This is a genomic window from Actinomadura sp. NPDC049382, assembly GCF_040677125.1.
GTDB classification, from domain to species: domain Bacteria; phylum Actinomycetota; class Actinomycetes; order Streptosporangiales; family Streptosporangiaceae; genus Spirillospora; species Spirillospora geliboluensis.
This window is the reverse complement of sequence record NZ_JBFARO010000103.1, coordinates 11,603-29,029: the sequence shown is the minus strand read 5'-3', so window position 1 is coordinate 29,029 and position 17,427 is coordinate 11,603. Positions and strand designations below refer to the sequence as shown.

Below are 17,427 nucleotides of genomic sequence, written 5' to 3'. Positions count from 1 at the left end.
GGCAGGACCGCCGTCCACATCATGACCAGCAGTGCCGCGCCGCCGGCGGCGGCGATCCGCATCCCGATGCCCAGCATCAGCGCCGCACCGACCCCAGCCAGGCCGATCATGAACAGCCAGTCCGCCCACGCCGCGCCGGCCAGGTCGTTGTAGAACCCCGCGAACGGGCCCTTGGGGGCGTGCGCCAGGAACCCCTCGGTCGGGCTGCCGCCGTCCAGCCAGCCCTTCCCGGCCGGGGTCGCGTGGCCCAGACCGAAGACCTTGTCCACGAACGCCCACACGAAGATCCAGCCCAGCGCCAACCGGGCCGCAGCCCAGGCGTAGCGGGCGGCGGGCGTCTCGGTCAGCGGCTTCGGCGCCACCACCCGAATCAGGGTGCCGCGCCCCGCGTGCGTCTTGTGCTCGGAGACTGCCATCGCCGTCTCACCTTCCATCACATCGCCGGTTCCATCACCCCTTACTCAACCCTCATCGCGGGACGCGCTGTAGGTCCCTTCGGCGCACGATCAACGGGACCAACGGGCCCCGTGTCCGGGCGCACGCAGGGCCTAAAGACCCACCGGTCACGGGCCCTCGGTCCCTGTAGGCCGCCTCTGCCTCGCGTTTAGCGTCGCTTCAGGCTGGTCGGAAGGGGACGGCGTCATGAAACGGGCGAGGATGCGGGCGCGAGCGGATCGATGGCGCCGTAGCCTCGGCCTGGACGGCAACGACCTGCGGCGGGACGTCGACCGCGCCCAGCGAAGGCTCGGCGTCATCCTGCTGATGATCTTCTCCGGCATCGCCCCGCCACTGGCCGTCCACACCGCCTGGATCGTCCACGACTCGGGCGTGCGGGCCGAGCGGTACGAGGCCGCCACATGGCACCGGGTCGACGCGACCGCGGTGAAGATCAAGCAGGTTAAGGGGCGGCACCAGGTCACCGTCGCTTGGACCGAGCCGGGCGGAACCCGCCGGACGGGCGACTACACGACCTTGCGCGGGCCCGATATCGGGACTCGCGTCAGGGTCTGGGCCGGCCCCGGCACCGTGTCGCTTCTTCCACCACGAGATCATTCGCGGACCCTCGCCCAGACCGGACTGGCCGTGGCCGGCGTCGCACTGGCCACAGCAGCGCCGCTACTCGGCCTCTACCGGCTGGCCCGCCGCAGGTACGACCGACGACGCGACCAACTCTGGGACGCCGCCTGGGCGCGCCTCGACAACCACCACATCGGTCCCTGACCACCGTCCCGCTGCCTGGGTTTGCCAGAATCTCCGGCCTCCCGCTCATCCCTGAGCAACCAGACGACCTGCAGGGACTCACCTCCGCTGCCGGAACAGGCCCTCCAGCGTCCGGCCGAGATCGTCTCCGACCGGGTAACGTCCGTACATCACCGCTAAAGCAGGGAATGGTGCGATGACAAGCCCGAACCGCGAGGCCGGCGAGACGATCCGGGTGTTCCTGCTGGACGATCACGAGGTCGTCCGCCGCGGGGTCGCGGCGCTGCTGTCGGCCGAGGACGACATCGAGATCGTCGGCGAGGCCGGCACCGCCGACCACGCCCTCGCCCGCATCCCCGCCGCCCGCCCCGACGTCGCCGTCCTGGACGTGCGGCTCCCCGACGGCGACGGCGTCTCGGTCTGCCGCGAGATCCGCTCCCAGCTGCCCGACCTCGCCTGCCTCATGCTCACCTCGTTCGACGACGAGGACGCCCTGTTCGAGGCCGTCATGGCGGGCGCCGCCGGGTACGTCCTCAAGCAGATCCACGGCTCCGACCTCGTCGGCGCCGTCCGCACCGTCGCCACCGGCCAGTCCCTCCTGGACCCCCGCTCCACCGCCCGCATGCTTCACCGCCTGCGCAACCGGCAGGACAAGCAGGACCCCCTACAGCACCTCACCGACCAGGAACGCCAGATCTTCGACCTGATCGGCGAGGGCCTCACCAACCGGCAGATCGGCGAGCGCCTCTACCTCGCCGAGAAGACCGTCAAGAACCACATCTCCAGCATCTTCGCCAAGCTCGGCATGAGCCGCCGCACCCAGGCCGCCGCGCTCGCCGCCCAACTCAAAGCCGACTCCCGGAAACGGCACGAATAGGGCCCTCAAGATCGTCCACTGACGACGGCCACCGGGCAGCGCGCACGCATCAGCATCGCATGACCGACCGACCCCAGCAGCAGCCCGGCGAACCCTCCGCGCCCGCGCGAACCCACGACCAGCAGGTCGGCGTGCCCGGACGCCTCGGCCAGGACCCGGGCGGCCCTCCCGCGGACGGTCTCGGCCACGACCTCCACATCGGGGTACTCCGCCCGCCGGCCGGCGAGCGCCTCGGATAGAAGGCGCTGCTCGTCGGCGGCAAGGATCCCGAGGTCGTGGACCAGCGGGACCATGTCGCCGGGGCCGGTGGAGACGGGGTGCGTCCAGGCGAGCAGCGCCCGCAGCCGGGCCCCGCGCACGGACGCCTCCTCGAAGGCGAACCCGATCGCGCCGGCTCCGGCCTGTGACCCGTCAACGCCGACCACGATCTCGCCCCGCTCGGACGGTTCGGAGGGGCGGACGACCACCACCGGGCAGGGTGCGTGCGCGGCGACCTGGTTCGCCACCGACCCGAGGACGAGGCCGGTGAGGCCGCCCGTGCCGCGCGGGCCGGTCACGAGCATGAGCGCGTCCCGGGCCCGGTCGATGAGCACCTCGGCGGGCTGCCCACCGGTCTGCTCCCCCGTCACCTCCAGGCCCGGCGCCGCCTCGCGGGCGCGGGCCGCGCCGACGTCGACGACGCGCCGGCCGTCGTCCAGCATCTGCTTGCGGACCTGCGCCGCCCGCCGATCGTCCGGGACGTCGAACAGCCACGGCGTGACGACGTACACCAGATGCAGCGACGCTTCTCTGCGGACGGCCTCGGCGGCGGCCCAGTCGACCGCCCGCAGGCTCGCCTCCGAGCCGTCCACACCGACGACGATCTTGCTCATACGGTGGCCTTCCGCAGCTCGCGGGCGATGCCGGCGGCCCACTCGGCGACCTGGTCGCGGTCCCGGTGGTCGCCGCTCATCCGCTTGGCGATCCTGGACGCCAGGAAGCCCTTCGCGTCCGGGGCCAGGCGGCCGCCGAAGGTGGCGTGGCCGCGGGCGTGCAGCCGCCCGGCGATCTTGGCGACGCCGGGGACGGGGTCGATGACGTGTTCGCGGGCGGTGTCGTCCAGCGGGCCGCTGCTGAACAGCCACACCGGCCGGTGCTCCAGCTCGTCGGCGTGGTGCCGGGCGAAGCGGCGCGCATCCCGATGCCACCGTCCCTCGTACAGCGCGCCGCCGAGGACGACGGCGTCGTACTCGTCCAGGTCCGTGACGTCGCCGGCGGGGCGCACGTCGGCGTCCGCGCCCGCCTGTCGCAGCGCATCGCCGACCCAGTCGGCGATCTCGGCGGTTCCTCCGCGCTCGGAGGCGTACGCCACCAGCACTCGGATCATGACGGCTCCTCGATGTTCGGGTCGCGCTCGTGGACGACCGCGACCGGGCTCGGCGCCTCGTGCAGCAGGGTGCGGGTGACCGCGCCGAGCAGGGTTCGGGGGGACGAGCCGATCCCGCGGTCACCGACCACGAGCAGCATCGCGTCCCGTGCGTTGTCGGCCAGGACGCGCTGGGCCCGCTCCAGGACGAACCTGCGCTCCACGGCGACATCGGGATAGTCGGCCAGGTGCGGCTCCACCGCATTGGCGAACCGTGCCTTGGCCTGCTTCTTGATGCCCTCGGGGTCGGTGAACGGCAGCCGATCGGGCCCGGGCAGCGCGGCGGGATCCCACCACGCGCACACCAACGTCACCGCGGCATCGCGGAGCCTGGCCTCCCGCAGAGCGAACCGCACCGCGGCCTCGCTCGCCGGCGAACCGTCGACGCCCACCACGATCCGGGCGCTCTGCCGCCGCTCATGGGCGGGCACCACGACCACGGGACGATCGGCATGCGCCGGGACATGCACGGCCGTCGAGCCGACCGGCAGCTTGTCGAAGCCGCCCGCCCCGCGCGCGCCGACCACGATCAGCGCCGCTTCCGTCGAGGACTCCAGGAGCGCCCCGGGCGGCGTGCCCTTCGCCAGCAGCGGCCGGACGTCCAGGCCCGGCGCGGTCTGCCGGGCGAGCCGGACACCGTCGTCGAGGGCCAGCGCCCCCATGCCCCGGACGATCTCCAGCGCGTCCTCGTCCCGCGGAGTCAGCGGATAGGGCCAGGTCCAGGCGTGGCAGACCAGCAGCGGCACCCCGCGAAGGGACGCCTCGGCGGCCGCCCAGCGCACCGCCCGTTCGGCCGCCGGTGAGGCGTCGAACCCCACCAGAACAGCTCGTCCGTCCATTGAGGTCACCTCCTGGCTTCTGAGCCTCACCGATTAGAAGCGCCGCATTCAGGGGCATGGGTCTCCCAATGCGCAGGACCTTCGGCCCTGGGTGCGCCAGGCCCGGAGAGCGCAGGCTGGCAGTAGAAGGAGGTGCGGTCATGAACATCGGATATGCCCTCGCGGCCCACGTTCCCGGCGACGGCTGGGGGCACATGGGGAACGGCGGCTGGTCCGGCTGGATGTGGCTGTGGGGGACGGCGATGGTCCTGTTCTGGGTCGTCGTGATCGCTGCGGTGGCCTGGCTCGTGGCCCGTGCCGCGGCACCGCGCCGTCCAGGCACGCCGGACCTTGAGAGGCCCGGGCTGGAGCACGCGCGCGAGATCCTCGCCGAGCGCTACGCCCGCGGCGAGATCAGCACCGAGGAGTACGACGAACGCCTGGCCAAGCTGGACGGACGGAACATCCGCGCTTGACCGCGGCGCGTTCCACGACCATCGGGAGGGATCATGACCGAGCAGCCGCCCCTGGAGCGGCGTCCCGCCGCCGAGCTGATGACCCGGGACCTGCTCACCATCGCCGCGAGCGAGTCCGTGCTGATGGCCTGGGAGCTGATGTGCAAGGCCCAGGTGCACCACCTCCCCGTCGCCGATGACGAGGGCGGCTTCCTGGGCGTCGTGGACGCCCAGACCCTCACCTCGACGTGGGACGCCTCCGCCCCGCAGCAGGCCCGCCGGCCCGTGACGAGCCTCCTGCCGTCCGGCCCGCCCATGACGGTCCGGCCGGCGGCCACCATCCGCCGGGCCGCCCGCGCCATGCTCGAATCCGGCAAGGACTTCGTCCCGGTGACCGACGACCACGGCGCCCTGGTCGGCCTGATCACCGCACGGGACCTGATCGGCGCGCTCGCCGGCGAGGAACGCGACATCCCCCCGCAAACCGGAGGCATGCCCTCCCTCTACCGGATCGAACCGGTGCTGCCGAGCACACCGCCCGCACACCCGGGCTCCAGCAGCATCACGCCCGACTGAGCGGACTCCGCGAATGACCCTCCGGCTCGTCAGGCGGCGGGCTCGTCAGGCGGCGGGCCGGGGCTGCGGCACGATCGCCACCGCGCACGGGGCATGGTGCAGCATCGCCGAACTCGTCGCGCCCAGCAGCAGCGGATCCAGGCCCCCCGCGCCGCGATCCCCCACCACCAGCAGATCGGCGTCCGCCGCCGCCGCCAGCAGGGCCTCGCGGGGACGCTCCAGCAGCAGCGACACCCGCACGGCGACCTCCGGATAACGCCGCCTCCACGGCCGGACGGCCTCGTCCAGCATCGCGGTGCGCACCTCGAACAGCCTGTCCTTGTCGGTGAACAGGGGCAGCTCGAAGTCGGGCACGGCGCCGGGCTCCCAGGCCCCGTAGACCACGCGAAGGTCGGAGTCGCGGAGGGCGGCCTCCTCGATCGCGAAGCCGAGCGCCGCGTCCCCGCCCGCCGACCCGTCGACGCCGGCCACGATGAGGCCGCGCGGCGCTCCGCCGCCGCGGACGGCGATCACCGGCCGGTGCGTCCGCGCCGGCAGCTGCACCGCCGTGGACGCGTTGAGCAGCCGGTACCGCTCGTGGGAGCCCACGACGATCAGCTCCGCGTCGTCGGACTCGTCGACGAGCGTCTCGGTGACGGGCTCGCGCCTGAGCAGCGTGGAGACCTTCCCGCCCGGTCCCAGGTCCCGGGCCTTGCGGGCGCCCTCGCGCAGCAGGTTCTCGCCCGCCCGCTGGACGATCGCCTCGACGGCGGCGTCCACGTGCCCCGGCGGATAGGGCCAATGCCAGCAGTGGCACATGACCAGGTCGAGTTCCCGCAGCCGGGACTCCTCGACCGCCCAGCGCAGCGCCGACTCGTTCTCCTCGGTCCCGTCATAGCCGAACAGGATGTTCGGCCGCTGGGCCCGCGACAGTGCGACCATCCGTCCTCCCCCTTCGCCCGCTAGGGACTCAATTTCAGGTTCGGCGGACCGCAAACACCTCGCAGGGGCCGAAGGTCCCAGGAAGGGGCGGCCGTCCGGCACTGCCCGCCCCGGCCGGCCGGTGAGAACGTGTCAGGGCCGGGAATGCCCTGCGGACGAGCCTGGACGACAGCGGGAGGAGACACCATGGACCGGTGGATCCTGTCCTACGACGGTTACGACCCCGACGCCGAAGGGCTTCGCGAGGCCCTGTGCACGCTGGGCAACGGCTACTTCGCCACCCGGGGAGCCGCCCCCGAGTCGTCCGCCGACGGCGTCCACTATCCGGGGACGTACATCGCGGGCTGCTACGACCGGCTGCCGGTGGAGATGGACGGGCTGCAGGCCGACAACGCCGATCTGGTCAACATGCCGAACTGGCTGCCGCTGGCCTTCCGCCCGGCCGGCGGCGACTGGTTCGACCCGGACCGCGCCCACCGCGAAGGCCGACTGCTGTCGTACCGGCAGGAACTCGACCTGCGGCGCGGCGTCCTGACCCGGCTGGTCCGCGTGCGCGACACACGGGGCCGCACGTCGCGGGTGGCGCAGCGCCGGATCGTGTCCATGGACGACCCCCACCTGGCCGCGCTGGAGACCACCATCGTGGCCGAGGACTGGAGCGGCCCGATCGAGATCCTGTCGGCGGTGGACGGACGCGTCGTCAACGCCGGCGTCGAGCGGTACCGGAACCTGCCCCAGAAACACCTGGATCACGAGAAGAGCCTGCGTCCGAGCGACCCGGAGCTTCTTCTGCTGCGGTCGACGACGACGTCCTCGCGCATCGGCGTCGCGGTGGCGGCCCGCACCCGGGTCTCCCTCCCCGCCGAGCGCACCCACCACGCCGAGGCCGGCTGGACGGGCCAGAACCTGACCACGGACATCCGCGAAGGAGAACCGGTCACGATCGAGAAGATCGCCGCCGTGTTCACCTCGCGCGACCGCGCCATCGAAGAGCCCGCCCAGGCGGCGCTGGCGGCCGCCGCATGCGCCGGCGGCTTCGACGCCCTGCTGGAAAGGCACACGCTGGCGTGGTCCCGGCTCTGGCGGCGCTGCCAGCTCAGCGTCGACCACATCGACGTGCAGCGCGTCCTCAACCTCCACATCTTCCACCTGCTGCAGACGGTCTCCGAGCACAGCGTCGACCTGGACGTCGGCGTCCCCGCCCGCGGCCTGCACGGGGAGGCCTACCGCGGCCACGTCTTCTGGGACGAACTGTTCATCCTGCCGTTCCTGACCATGCGGTTCCCCGAGATCGCCCGCGCGCTGCTGATGTACCGGTGGCGGCGCCTGCCCGAGGCGCGCCGCGCGGCGTCCCGCGCCGGACACCGCGGCGCGATGTACCCGTGGCAGAGCGCGGCCGACGGCCGCGAGGAGACCCAGCGCGTCCACCTCAACCCGCGGTCCGGCCGGTGGCTGCCCGACCACTCGCACCTGCAGCGCCATGTCGGGCTGACGATCGCCCACAACGTCTGGCGCTACTACGAGGCGACCGGCGACACCGGGTTCCTCGCCGAGTACGGCACCGAGATCATGCTGGAGATCGCCCGCTTCTTCGCCGATCTCGCCGCCTACGACCGCTCCACCGACCGCTACGGAATCCACGGCGTCATGGGCCCCGACGAATACCACGACGCCTACCCGGAACGGGACACCCCGGGCCTGGACGACAACGCCTACACCAACGTCCTCACCGTCTGGGTCCTGCGCCGGGCACTGGACGCGCTCACCGCCCTCCCCGAGGACCGCCGCGCGGAACTACGGGAACGGCTCGCCCTGACCCGCGAGGAGATCACCCGCTTCGAGGACGTCGCGCGCAAGATGTACGTCCCGTTCCACGATGGCGTGATCAGCCAGTTCGACGGCTACGCCGACCTGGCCGAACTCGACTGGGCCCGCTACCGGGAACGATACGGCGACATCCGCCGGCTGGACCGCATCCTCGAAGCCGAGGGCGACTCCACCAACCGCTACAAGGCCTCCAAGCAGGCCGACGTGCTGATGCTCTTCTACGTCCTGTCCCCCGGCGAACTCGACGACATCCTCCGGGAACTCGGCTACGAGCACGGCCCGGCCCTGGCCGCCAGAACCATCGACTACTACCTGCCGCGCACCTGCGACGGCTCCACGCTCAGCTCCCTGGTCCACGCCTGGATCCTCGCCCACACCGACGGCGAAACGGCCTGGCGCATCTTCCTGGAGTCGCTGTTCAGCGACATCACCGACGCCCAGCAAGGCACGACGCCCGAAGGCGTCCACCTCGGCGCGATGGCCGGCACCGTCGACCTCGTCCAGCGCTGCCACGCCGGAATCACCACCCGCGGCGGCACCCTGAACGTGGCCCCCCGCCTGCCCTCGGCGATCGGCGAACTCCGCCTCGGCCTCCGCTACCGCGGCCACTGGGGCATCGACCTGACCTGCCGCCAGGACCTGATCCGCGTCGCGCTCCGCCCCGGCACCACGTCCCCCATCCGCATCCGCTACGGCGACGAAGACGTCGAGATCCACCCCGGCACATCCTGGGAAAGCCCCCTCCAGCACGGCAGAAGTCCCCAAACGCCTACCGGGCTCTAGCAAGACCTGACCTCACCGCGCGGCGTCGATCTGGCGTCCCAGCGAGCAGACGGAGAAGGGTCGGTGTCGAAGAGGTCGACCTCTTCCAGGCAGGCTGGGACGGCGTGCGCCCCTCGCGCGGGCGCCGTGCTTACCAGGCGACACTCTCCCCAGCCGACGCTGGACAGCGTCCATGATCAGCGCCGCCCTGACCGCCCTCGGCACCACGGCCACCCTCCAACTCGACAACACACCCGCCCTGGTGCCTTCGGGTTGATTCGTCAGTGCTGTCGGGCCGCCCTGCCCCTGTGGGACCAGATGAACGACTGGACGCCGATCCAGATGACGGCGAGGAACAGGAATGAGCGGAAAAGGGAGTCGTCCACGAGGGAGTCGTCCAGGATCTCCAGGCCCGATCCTGCGAGTTCGTAGACGGGTCCGGGCCAGAGCAGGGCCACCATGCCTTCGATGAGCACGGCCGCGATGATCAGGGCGTGGCGGGTCGGCGGGGACGTCACTTTTTCGGTGAGCGATGGGTTCACCGCGGTGAAGGCGAGCATCAATGCGAGCGCGCCCAGCATCCAGGAGAGCTCGAATGCGTCGTTGGGGTCGATGGCCTCGGCGGTCCTGTTGTTCTGGTAGCTGTACACGACGAGGGCTTCCAGATGAAGGCCGTTCAGGATCGCGAAGACGAGGCCGGCGACGAGCGTCGGCCGGCGCGGCAGAAACCACATGACGCACAGGAGGATGAACGCCACGATCCAAGGCAGCGGCAGGATTATCAGCGTCTCTGGCGAATAGAAAGTCAGGGTGCGCGTATTGCCGGGTCCGGGCCACGGCCCGACCAGGTAGGTCAGCATGGACAGCGCCGTGCACACAAGGGCGGCTCTGACGAGAAGAAGCTGGCTGCGCCGGAGTGGGACGCCGCCGGGGGACGCGCGGAGGAGCGCGGTGCAGAGCAGCCCATGAGGGCTGCGCGGTCCGACGTCGGTCGCGCTCTCGCCGGTGCCGGCGGTGGGATCCACCACGATACTGGGGGTCGAGCCATGGGTGGGGGCGAGGGCGGCGTTGAGCAGGTCGCGGACCTGGGCGGGGTGGAGCCGTTCGTCGGGGTTCTTGCGCAGTAGGCCGTTGAGGGCTTGGGCGAGTGGGCCGCCGCACCTGGGTGTGGGTGGTTGCCGGGTGGCGATCGCGACGAAGACGGCGCCGTGGCTGGGGCCGTCGAACGGTCGGCGGCCTTCGACCGCCGCGTACAGGGTGGCGGCCAGGGACCACAGGTCCGAGGCCGGGGTGACCGGCTTGCCCTCCACCTGTTCGGGCGACATGTAGGCGGGCGTGCCCAGCACCATGCCCGAACGGGTGATGGTGGCATCGCCCTCCAGCGCGGCGATGCCGAAGTCGGTCAGCAGGACCCGGTCACCTTCCAGGAGCACGTTGGCGGGCTTGACGTCCCGGTGGACCACGCCCTGGGCGTGCGCGGCCGACAAAGCGTCCAGCATCGCCAACCCGATCACCGCGACCTCACGTGGCGGAAGCGCTCCCTGCTCGGCCAGCACGTCCCCGAGGGACCGGCCCTCGATGAGTTCCATCACGATCCAGGGACGGCCGTCATCGCCCGTCACCCGGTCATAGACGGTGACGATGCCAGGGTGCCGCAGCCGCGCGGCGGCGCGAGCCTCACGGTCCATCCGCGCGTACCAGTCAAGCCGTTCTTGATCGGTGACCTGGTCGGGAACCAGAAGCTCCTTGACGGCGACCTCACGGTCCAGTTCGAGGTCACGCGCCCGCCACACCGACCCCATCCCGCCCTGGCCGATCCGGCCGAGCCTGCGGTACCGACCCGCCAGCACCCCGTCACCGTCCCAGCTCATGATCAGAACTTATCGATGCGGAGCTTTGGGAAGAAGACGAACCAGGCAACTGCCAGAGGGGTGCACGGCCGCGATGATCAGCTCACAGGTCTCCTCGCCCACACCCAACTGCCGTTCGGTAACCCACTTTTGAAGCTCTCCGGAACGCGGCAGGCCGCTTAACGCCGCGCGCCGGTAGCCAGCCGATCAGGGTTCATCGCCACACTCGCCGTTACCCAGGCCCGGTGTTGCACGTCCACTCACGCCGCCGGTCGAATGCGCGACTGCGCTCTTAAACCCATCCACAGGCCACCCGCCGCGCTCGGGCGGGCCGGCGAGCGGAACGTCAGTGCCCATCACACGATCGGCTGAAGCCTCATCAGTTCGAGCCGGACGGTGCCCGGCTCAGGTCCACGACGCAGAATCGGTTTCCGTCCGGGTCGGCGAGAACGACGAAGTCCGGATCCGGCGGGTAGAGGTCCCAGTCGACTCTTGTCGCTCCGAGGCCGATCAGACGCTCGACCTCGGTCTCCTGCTCATCTGTGGTGTCCACGAACAGGTCGAGGTGCAAACGGGGATGGGCCTCCACAGGCGACTCGCTGCGCATGAGCCCCAAGGCCCGGCCCGATCCGTCCGCGTGGTTCAGCGTCCTCCAGCCCGGGTTCTCCCACTCCGATACGGCAACAAGGTCCAGCGCCGCCGTCCAGAAGGCCACGGCACGGGGAATGTCGGTCACGCCGATCACCGGAAATCCGAGTCTGAGCACGGAACCGAGTCTAGAAGAACCGAGCGCCGTCCCATCGGGCCCGTCACCGAACGCGCGCTCATGCCGCAGATTGGGGAGGCCCCTCCAATGGGATAAGCGAACGCCGACACCGGAATCGGCGTCAGTAGCGGTTGTTCCCGCGTGGCGTGGTCACGATGGTTCGGGCGCGTTCGGGGGTGACCAGGTCTCGCAGTATCGGGTCGGTGAGCAGTACGACCGGCGCGATGCGCCACAGGGAGTCTGAGTGCCAGCGGGGCAGCGCGGCCTCAATGACGCTCCAGGCACGGTCGGTGGCTCCGGCGTGGACGAGCGTCCGGGCTCGGTGCAGCGCCTCCTGGAAGTCGGGCGGTTCTGGTAGCGGTGTTGGCACGAATGTGTCGATCCGCTCGATCTCCTCCTCGGTCAGGATCCCGGCGAAGAGCTGAAGGTGTGGGGCGACCGACAATCCTGCTCGGGCCGAGCGGTACAGGAACAGCGGCACGGCCTCGGCGCGCACCTGTTCCAGCCCGATCTCCTCGACCACGTGTGGGTGGGCGAGGATGCCATTGCGGATCTCGTGGTGCGCATGGGTCAGATCAAGGAAGGCATTCAGGATGACGGCTAGGTAGGCGCCGGAACCCGAGCCCTTGGTGGCGGCTTGCGCGAAAGCGTCCGCAGCGGCGCGGACCTCACCCTGCAAGGCCCGTTCGCGGCCCTCGGCCACCAACTCGTCGGCACCATCGGGGTGAACCGGACGGCCATCGCGCCCAGTGAGGTCTTCGAAAGATGCGCGTTCGGCATCCACCAACGCGGCGAACGAGTCGTGTCGCTTACCAAAACCGGGATACCAACTGGCCCAGACGTAAGCCGCCCATTCGCCGGCCGCCGACACATCATCGGGGTCGAGCAGCCAGTACTGGGCGTCGCCGTCACCAGAGACCAGCAACGCGCGGTCGGCGAGCGCGGTCTCCTCAAGCGTACCGTTCTCGCGGATGATCTCCCACAATTCGGCATCGGCATCACGGAACCAGCCGACCTCGCCGCTGGTGCGCATCGTCCACATGAACGGGCTGATGTGGAGCCACCCGTCAGACACTGCGAGGAACGACCGATAGCTCTGCGGCAGGCGAACACCCAGACGCTCCTCCAGCACAGCGAGTCGGTCTTCGCCGGCGCCGTCGAAGCCCAGCCAGCCAGTGGACCGCTGCAGGTCGCCGACCTCGTGCAGTTCGTCCTCGGGAACGACCCGCAACACCTCGGCGCTGTACTCGGCGAGGTACCGGCGCCACTGCTCGACAGTACGAGCGCCATCAGTAGATGCCATGCCGTATCCACTCCAGGTCGAGGGCCGAGGTCCCTCGTCCGAGGCCCAACACCACCATTCGGGCATCAGTTATATCCCCGACACGTTCAGGCGTGCCCAGAAACCGAACAGACCGGACGCCTCCAGCCACGTCCTCTCATGCCGCCGGCTGGGCGCTCGACGTCGAGCCTGAATCATCAGCCGGACGTGTCGGAGAGTCTGGCGTGGTGCGCTCAAAATCTGCGATCGTCGTCGAACCACTGACTGGCCTGCTGTGCAGGAACGTGAGCGCGTTCGGCCAGGCCGCGGAACACATCCCAGGCTTGTTCGCGATAGTCCGTGTCGATCAAACCGTACTCGGACTCGATCGCATTGAGGTCGGCACCGAAACGACGCAAAATCCGTTCGGCGGCGTCTCCACCTTCGGTTGTCCCAGACTCGATCGCCTCAATCGCTCGCACCGCATCGGCGTAGGCCTCACACGCGGCCGCTGCGAATGACTCGGAGTCCTCCACCCAGCCCCGGAACGGGTTGTGCATATGGGCTGCCAGCCACGCCTCTGACTTGGCGCCGCTGACCGTCACTTCGACCCCACCGCCGGTGAACCGCGCCTTGGCCGCGGCGGCGATCGTCCGGCTGGTCCCTTCAAGGTGAATCCGGCGCAGCGACGGCAGTTCAGGCAACTTGCTCGGATCGAGGCCGTAAGCACTGTCGAACTGCAGTGACCGGAGGCGGGCGAGGGCGATGAACTCGTTCAGGTCGGTAATGACACCGGGTGGATCGCCGAAGGTGATCGTCAGTTCCTCCAAACCGGTCAGCTTGGCGAGCGCTCCGGCGGATATCGTTCCCCCGACCCAAAGCCACAGCTTGGGCACACCTTGCAAACCGTCCGGGACCACGACGTCCGGTCCGTACTGAAAGAGCCGCAGGTCGAGCCGCCGCCCGGAATCGGGCGCGTCAACCCGTAGCGTCGCCGGCGGTCTCCGCAGGAACAACGAGGTCACCGACTCTGGAAGGCGGACGCTGCGTAGCCGAGCGCCGTCCAGCCTGACCGTGCCCAGGCGGGTCGCGGTGAGGTCAATGTCGCCGGAAGCATCGTCCCAGTACAGGAACTGGATACCGGGACGTCTGGCGAGCGCGTCGACGATGCCGCGTGCGGCGCCGGACCACTCAACGGTGACACACGCCGGGAACTTGTCCAACTGCGACCAGTCGACAGAGCCCTCGGCGGACACAGGACCGCCGTCGCCCGGGCCGAGGTTGAGCACACGCGTTGAACGTGCGAACCGTCTTGGTCCAGCTCCGAAATCCACTTCGACCTCTGGCACGCAACTCACCGTATACAGCGGCTCTGCCATTTGAGCGCAAGCGAGGTAGAAGTCGAAGTACCTGGACAACGGCCCGCTCATGCCGCGATGGGCGGGGGGTTGGCTTTGGTGTCAGCGCCAGCCGAGTTCGGGTGCCACGTGGGTCAGGATGTTCTCCAGGACGTGGGCGTTGTAGTCCACGCCGAGTTGGTTGGGGACCGTGAGGAGCAGCGTGTCGGCGGCCTGAATGGCCTCGTCGTTGGCGAGTTGCTTGACCAGCACGTCCGGCTCGGCCGCGTACGAGCGTCCGAAGATCGCCCTGGTCTTCTCGTCGATCATTCCGATGTGGTCGCCCGAGTCGGCGTTCCGGCCGAAGTAGGCGCGATCCAGGTCGCTGGTCAGCGCGAAGATGCTGCGGCTGACCGACACGCGCGGCTGGCGTCGGTGTCCGGCGTCCTTCCACGCCTGCCGGTAGGCCTCGATCTGCTTGCGCTGCTGGACGTGCAGCGGCTCGCCGGTCTCGTCGTCCTTGAGCGTGGAGCTTTGCAGGTTCATGCCTAGCTTGGCCGCCCACAGGCTGGTGGCGTTGGAGCCCGAGCCCCACCAGATGCGGTCGCGCAGACCCTCGGAATGTGGCTCGACGCGCAGCAGCCCGGGCGGATTGGGGAACATCGGCCGCGGATTCGGCTCGGCGAAGCCTCTGCCCTGCAGCACCGTGAGCAGTACCTCGGTGTGCTTGCGCGCCATGTCGGCATCGGAGTCACCTTCGGACGGCTCGTACCCGAAGTACCGCCACCCGTCGATGACCTGCTCCGGTGATCCTCGGCTGATGCCCAGTTGCAGGCGCCCACCGGAGATCAGGTCGGCGGCCCCGGCGTCCTCGGCGAAGTACATCGGGTTCTCGTAACGCATGTCGATCACACCGGTGCCGATCTCGATGCGCGAGGTCTTCGCGCCGATCGCGGACAGCAGCGGGAAGGGCGATGCCAGCTGCCTGGCGAAATGGTGCACCCGGAAATAGGCGCCGTCGGCGCCGAGTTCCTCCGCGGCCACGGCGAGATCGACCGATTGCAGGAGAGCGTCCGCCGCCGACCGTGTCCGCGAGCCGGCGCTGTCACTCCAGTGACCGAACGAGAGAAAACCGATCTTCTTCACACCGACCTCAACCACCTCAGCGCCTACGAGATTCCAGCGGCGGCCGCCCACATGGCCATACCACGGTCACGGACCGTCACACATCGACGATCTTGGTTGTCGTTTCCTCTTGCGTGGGATCACAGCCCACGGCGCTCCTCATTCGTGGGCTCGCTGCGGTTGAGCGAGCGGCAGGAGCGGATGCGGGCGCCGGTCGCGCGGTGCGGGGTCGGCAGCGTCTCAGTCCGGCGCAGGCTCGTGGTTCCCGCAGGAACGATGATCGAGCGCTGGTAGATCACCGCGAAGTCGGTGTCGAAGGCGTCGACCACGCAGCGGACGGTGTCGTCCTTGAGCTTGCCCACCGCATAGGTGATCTGGACGGCGTCGTCGCTGTGCACCCGCCACGCGACGGTCTCCGACTGGATCCCTGGCCGCGAACTGTAGTTGGCCGGGAACAACGACCACAGCAGCGCGAGCGGAACCACGAACGCCGCGACGACGGTCGCGCCGACCGGACCGAGACCACGCCGGCGGCGGCCGGAATGCGGCAGCTCGGAACTCAGGGGCATAACGACGGTTCTCCTGGATGGTGCGGACCGTTTTGATCATTCTCCGGGCGCTTTCCCGGACGGCCGCACCGGGGTCCTCCACCGAGGCGCGCCGCAGGTGGCGGCTCGGACATCAGCGCCGGTTCCGCCTCACGGCGCTTCGCCCCGCAGTTCCTCTTCGGTGGGAACGGGTCCACCGCCCTCGGGGATCCAGCGGCCCGAGTCACGCCACTTGACCGCTTCGTGGAAGCCGTGGGCGGCGGCGAACTCCTGGAACCAGCGGCCTTCGGGCGAATGCCGGGTGATGCCGTCGAAGAGCGTCGCCAGGATCTGGGTGCCGTGCAGGCCCATGTTGTCGTAGGCCTGGTTGATCATCAGCTTCTGCATGGCGAGCTGGTTGACCGGGACGCCCGCCATCCGGTCGGCGAGCTCCTCCACGCGGGCCTGCAGGCCGTCCGCGGGCACCGCCTCCAGGACCAGCCCCCACTCGGCGGCGGTGCGGCCGTCGATCGTGTCGCCGGTCAGCAGCATGCGCTTGGCGCGCTCGGCCCCGAGCCGGTAGACCCACATGGCGGTGGTGGGGCAGCCCCAGACCCGGGCCGGCATGTAGCCGATGCGGGCGTCCTCGGCCATCACCACCAGATCGCACGACAGCGCGATGTCGCTGCCGCCAGCGACGGCGAAGCCGTGCACCTGGGCGATGGTGGGCTTGAGGGAGCGCCACAGGGAGAAGTAGTCGTCGGTGAACTCCTTCATCACCGCGTAGTCCTTGATCGGGTCCCAAACGGGGTCGCCGTCGCCCGAGCCCTGCGTGCCCTGGCCGTCCTCGGCGGAGATCTTCAGGTCGTAGCCGCTGCAGAACGCCCGTCCCGCGCCGCGCAGCACGATCACGTGGACCCGCGGGTCGGTGTTGGCGCGCTTCACCGCCGCGGCCAGGTCGCCGGGCATGTGGAAGTCGATCGCGTTCAGCCGGTCGGGCCGATTGAGCGTCAGGTACGCCTTGCGGTCCGCGACCTCGTACAGGACCGTCGACGGCCGTTCTTCGTTCATCGTTCCTCCTCCTGGGGGCCGGGGGCCGCAAGCAGCGGCCGGACGACCTCCACCCACTGCTCCAGCAGCGCGTCGCGGTCGGCGTCCTCGCGGTAGAGGACGTCGGAGATGGCCATGCCGCGCAGCAGTTGCACGGTCAGCTCGGCGACCAGCGGATATCCGGGCATCCCGGTGACCTCCGGGCCGAGGATCTCGCCGACCACCCGGAACAGGTCCCGGCGCGCCGCGCCCTCGGCCCGCCGCAGCACCTGCCGCAGGCGTGGATTGGTCCGGGCCACCGCCCACAGTTCCAGCTCCGCACCGAAGGACGGCCGCCGCAGCACCGCTCGCAGGATCCGCGCCCCTCGCAGCAGCGCGTCCCCCGACGCCGACGCCGCGGCGAGTTCCTCCCGCACTGCGTCCTCATTGCGCTGCACCAGACGGCCGACCGCCGCCCCGAACAGCTCCTCATGAGTGGCGAAATGGTGCAGCAGCGCGCCCCGGCTCACTCCCGCCCGCCGCTGCACCTCGACGGTCGTGGTCGCCGCGGCGCCCGCCTCGACCAGCGACTCGACCGCCGCTTCCACGATCCGAGCCCGCGTCGCGGCCCGCTGCTCCTCGCGCTTGGACATCCCTCTCCAATTCACAGTCACCTCCGACTGCGAAACGC

Annotated in this window: 18 protein-coding genes; 5 read left to right on the top strand and 13 right to left on the bottom strand. The window is 70.1% G+C overall.

Annotated elements, in window-relative coordinates; genetic code table 11:
* Positions 1-416 (bottom strand): hypothetical protein (locus AB0K34_RS35975; RefSeq protein WP_364553312.1); only part of this gene is annotated, 416 nt, incomplete at its 3' end.
* 226 nt (positions 417-642) lie between these two features.
* Between AB0K34_RS35975 and AB0K34_RS35970 the strand changes: the two genes are divergently transcribed.
* Positions 643-1,221, top strand: a complete 579-nt coding sequence (locus AB0K34_RS35970; RefSeq protein ID WP_138642378.1) for a hypothetical protein — start codon at positions 643-645, stop codon at positions 1,219-1,221.
* 175 nt (positions 1,222-1,396) lie between these two features.
* On the top strand, positions 1,397-2,077 hold the full coding sequence (locus tag AB0K34_RS35965) for a response regulator transcription factor (protein WP_301177570.1): 681 nt from the start codon (positions 1,397-1,399) through the stop codon (positions 2,075-2,077).
* A gap of 5 nt (positions 2,078-2,082) precedes the next feature.
* On the opposite strand, the gene AB0K34_RS35960 is transcribed toward AB0K34_RS35965, so the two are convergent.
* From AB0K34_RS35960 to AB0K34_RS35950, 3 genes are read right to left on the bottom strand one after another with little or no spacing between them, the layout of a single operon-like run.
* Positions 2,083-2,949, bottom strand: a complete 867-nt coding sequence (locus AB0K34_RS35960; protein WP_138642058.1) for a universal stress protein — start codon at positions 2,947-2,949, stop codon at positions 2,083-2,085.
* Positions 2,946-3,443, bottom strand: coding sequence for a flavodoxin domain-containing protein (locus tag AB0K34_RS35955; RefSeq protein WP_138642057.1), 498 nt, complete (start codon positions 3,441-3,443; stop codon positions 2,946-2,948). The genes AB0K34_RS35960 and AB0K34_RS35955 overlap by 4 nt, the downstream gene beginning before the upstream one ends.
* Positions 3,440-4,321 carry a universal stress protein gene (locus tag AB0K34_RS35950; protein ID WP_240808611.1) on the bottom strand — a complete coding sequence of 294 codons (882 nt, stop codon included), beginning with the start codon at positions 4,319-4,321 and terminating at the stop codon, positions 3,440-3,442. Before AB0K34_RS35950 ends, AB0K34_RS35955 begins: the two co-directional genes overlap by 4 nt.
* 140 nt (positions 4,322-4,461) lie before the next feature.
* On the opposite strand from AB0K34_RS35950, the gene AB0K34_RS35945 reads away from it, so the two are divergent.
* Together AB0K34_RS35945 and AB0K34_RS35940 are read left to right on the top strand one after the other, a co-directional pair.
* Positions 4,462-4,776 carry an SHOCT domain-containing protein gene (locus tag AB0K34_RS35945; protein WP_240808610.1) on the top strand — a complete coding sequence of 105 codons (315 nt, stop codon included), beginning with the start codon at positions 4,462-4,464 and terminating at the stop codon, positions 4,774-4,776.
* A 33-nt stretch (positions 4,777-4,809) separates the two neighbouring features.
* Positions 4,810-5,331, top strand: a complete 522-nt coding sequence (locus tag AB0K34_RS35940) for a CBS domain-containing protein (protein ID WP_138642055.1) — start codon at positions 4,810-4,812, stop codon at positions 5,329-5,331.
* Between the two features lie 45 nt (positions 5,332-5,376).
* Here AB0K34_RS35940 and AB0K34_RS35935 read toward each other — a convergent pair whose 3' ends face one another.
* Positions 5,377-6,252 carry a universal stress protein gene (locus AB0K34_RS35935; protein WP_301177571.1) on the bottom strand — a complete coding sequence of 292 codons (876 nt, stop codon included), beginning with the start codon at positions 6,250-6,252 and terminating at the stop codon, positions 5,377-5,379.
* A 186-nt stretch (positions 6,253-6,438) separates the two neighbouring features.
* Here AB0K34_RS35935 and AB0K34_RS35930 point away from each other — a divergent pair, with 186 nt between their 5' ends.
* Positions 6,439-8,862 carry a glycosyl hydrolase family 65 protein gene (locus AB0K34_RS35930; protein WP_138642029.1) on the top strand — a complete coding sequence of 808 codons (2,424 nt, stop codon included), beginning with the start codon at positions 6,439-6,441 and terminating at the stop codon, positions 8,860-8,862.
* Positions 8,863-9,122: 260 nt separating this feature from the next.
* Here the strand turns inward: AB0K34_RS35930 and AB0K34_RS35925 are convergent, their stop codons facing one another.
* From AB0K34_RS35925 to AB0K34_RS35890, 8 genes are all read right to left on the bottom strand, one after another.
* Positions 9,123-10,712 carry a serine/threonine-protein kinase gene (locus AB0K34_RS35925; protein ID WP_301177572.1) on the bottom strand — a complete coding sequence of 530 codons (1,590 nt, stop codon included), beginning with the start codon at positions 10,710-10,712 and terminating at the stop codon, positions 9,123-9,125.
* Positions 10,713-11,070: 358 nt separating this feature from the next.
* Positions 11,071-11,457: a VOC family protein gene (locus AB0K34_RS35920; RefSeq protein WP_138640755.1), complete on the bottom strand. Its 387-nt coding sequence runs from the start codon at positions 11,455-11,457 to the stop codon at positions 11,071-11,073.
* 121 nt (positions 11,458-11,578) lie between these two features.
* A complete protein-coding gene (locus AB0K34_RS35915; RefSeq protein ID WP_364553311.1) occupies positions 11,579-12,760 on the bottom strand; it encodes an SMI1/KNR4 family protein in 1,182 nt (393 codons plus the stop codon).
* A gap of 212 nt (positions 12,761-12,972) precedes the next feature.
* Positions 12,973-14,007 carry a hypothetical protein gene (locus AB0K34_RS35910; RefSeq protein WP_364553310.1) on the bottom strand — a complete coding sequence of 345 codons (1,035 nt, stop codon included), beginning with the start codon at positions 14,005-14,007 and terminating at the stop codon, positions 12,973-12,975.
* A gap of 171 nt (positions 14,008-14,178) precedes the next feature.
* Complete coding sequence (locus AB0K34_RS35905; RefSeq protein WP_364553309.1) at positions 14,179-15,201, bottom strand: LLM class flavin-dependent oxidoreductase; 1,023 nt, start codon at positions 15,199-15,201, stop codon at positions 14,179-14,181.
* A 119-nt stretch (positions 15,202-15,320) separates the two neighbouring features.
* Positions 15,321-15,749 carry a DUF4307 domain-containing protein gene (locus AB0K34_RS35900; protein ID WP_364553307.1) on the bottom strand — a complete coding sequence of 143 codons (429 nt, stop codon included), beginning with the start codon at positions 15,747-15,749 and terminating at the stop codon, positions 15,321-15,323.
* Positions 15,750-15,878: 129 nt separating this feature from the next.
* Positions 15,879-16,778 carry a crotonase/enoyl-CoA hydratase family protein gene (locus AB0K34_RS35895; protein WP_138640752.1) on the bottom strand — a complete coding sequence of 300 codons (900 nt, stop codon included), beginning with the start codon at positions 16,776-16,778 and terminating at the stop codon, positions 15,879-15,881.
* Positions 16,775-17,389 carry a TetR/AcrR family transcriptional regulator gene (locus AB0K34_RS35890; protein WP_138640751.1) on the bottom strand — a complete coding sequence of 205 codons (615 nt, stop codon included), beginning with the start codon at positions 17,387-17,389 and terminating at the stop codon, positions 16,775-16,777. Before AB0K34_RS35890 ends, AB0K34_RS35895 begins: the two co-directional genes overlap by 4 nt.
* Positions 17,390-17,427: the final 38 nt, after the last annotated feature.

Bases quoted from the DNA above. Each gene is read 5' to 3' on its own strand.
- AB0K34_RS35970 (WP_138642378.1), top strand. From the start codon at position 643: ATGAAACGGGCGAGGATGCGGGCGCGAGCGGATCGATGGCGCCGTAGC.
- AB0K34_RS35935 (WP_301177571.1), bottom strand. From the start codon at position 6,252: ATGGTCGCACTGTCGCGGGCCCAGCGGCCGAACATCCTGTTCGGCTAT.
- AB0K34_RS35890 (WP_138640751.1), bottom strand. From the start codon at position 17,389: ATGTCCAAGCGCGAGGAGCAGCGGGCCGCGACGCGGGCTCGGATCGTG.
- AB0K34_RS35940 (WP_138642055.1), top strand. From the start codon at position 4,810: ATGACCGAGCAGCCGCCCCTGGAGCGGCGTCCCGCCGCCGAGCTGATG.
- AB0K34_RS35915 (WP_364553311.1), bottom strand. From the start codon at position 12,760: ATGGCATCTACTGATGGCGCTCGTACTGTCGAGCAGTGGCGCCGGTAC.
- AB0K34_RS35965 (WP_301177570.1), top strand. From the start codon at position 1,397: ATGACAAGCCCGAACCGCGAGGCCGGCGAGACGATCCGGGTGTTCCTG.
- AB0K34_RS35930 (WP_138642029.1), top strand. From the start codon at position 6,439: ATGGACCGGTGGATCCTGTCCTACGACGGTTACGACCCCGACGCCGAA.
- AB0K34_RS35900 (WP_364553307.1), bottom strand. From the start codon at position 15,749: ATGCCCCTGAGTTCCGAGCTGCCGCATTCCGGCCGCCGCCGGCGTGGT.
- AB0K34_RS35960 (WP_138642058.1), bottom strand. From the start codon at position 2,949: ATGAGCAAGATCGTCGTCGGTGTGGACGGCTCGGAGGCGAGCCTGCGG.
- AB0K34_RS35925 (WP_301177572.1), bottom strand. From the start codon at position 10,712: ATGAGCTGGGACGGTGACGGGGTGCTGGCGGGTCGGTACCGCAGGCTC.
- AB0K34_RS35950 (WP_240808611.1), bottom strand. From the start codon at position 4,321: ATGGACGGACGAGCTGTTCTGGTGGGGTTCGACGCCTCACCGGCGGCC.
- AB0K34_RS35895 (WP_138640752.1), bottom strand. From the start codon at position 16,778: ATGAACGAAGAACGGCCGTCGACGGTCCTGTACGAGGTCGCGGACCGC.
- AB0K34_RS35945 (WP_240808610.1), top strand. From the start codon at position 4,462: ATGAACATCGGATATGCCCTCGCGGCCCACGTTCCCGGCGACGGCTGG.
- AB0K34_RS35955 (WP_138642057.1), bottom strand. From the start codon at position 3,443: ATGATCCGAGTGCTGGTGGCGTACGCCTCCGAGCGCGGAGGAACCGCC.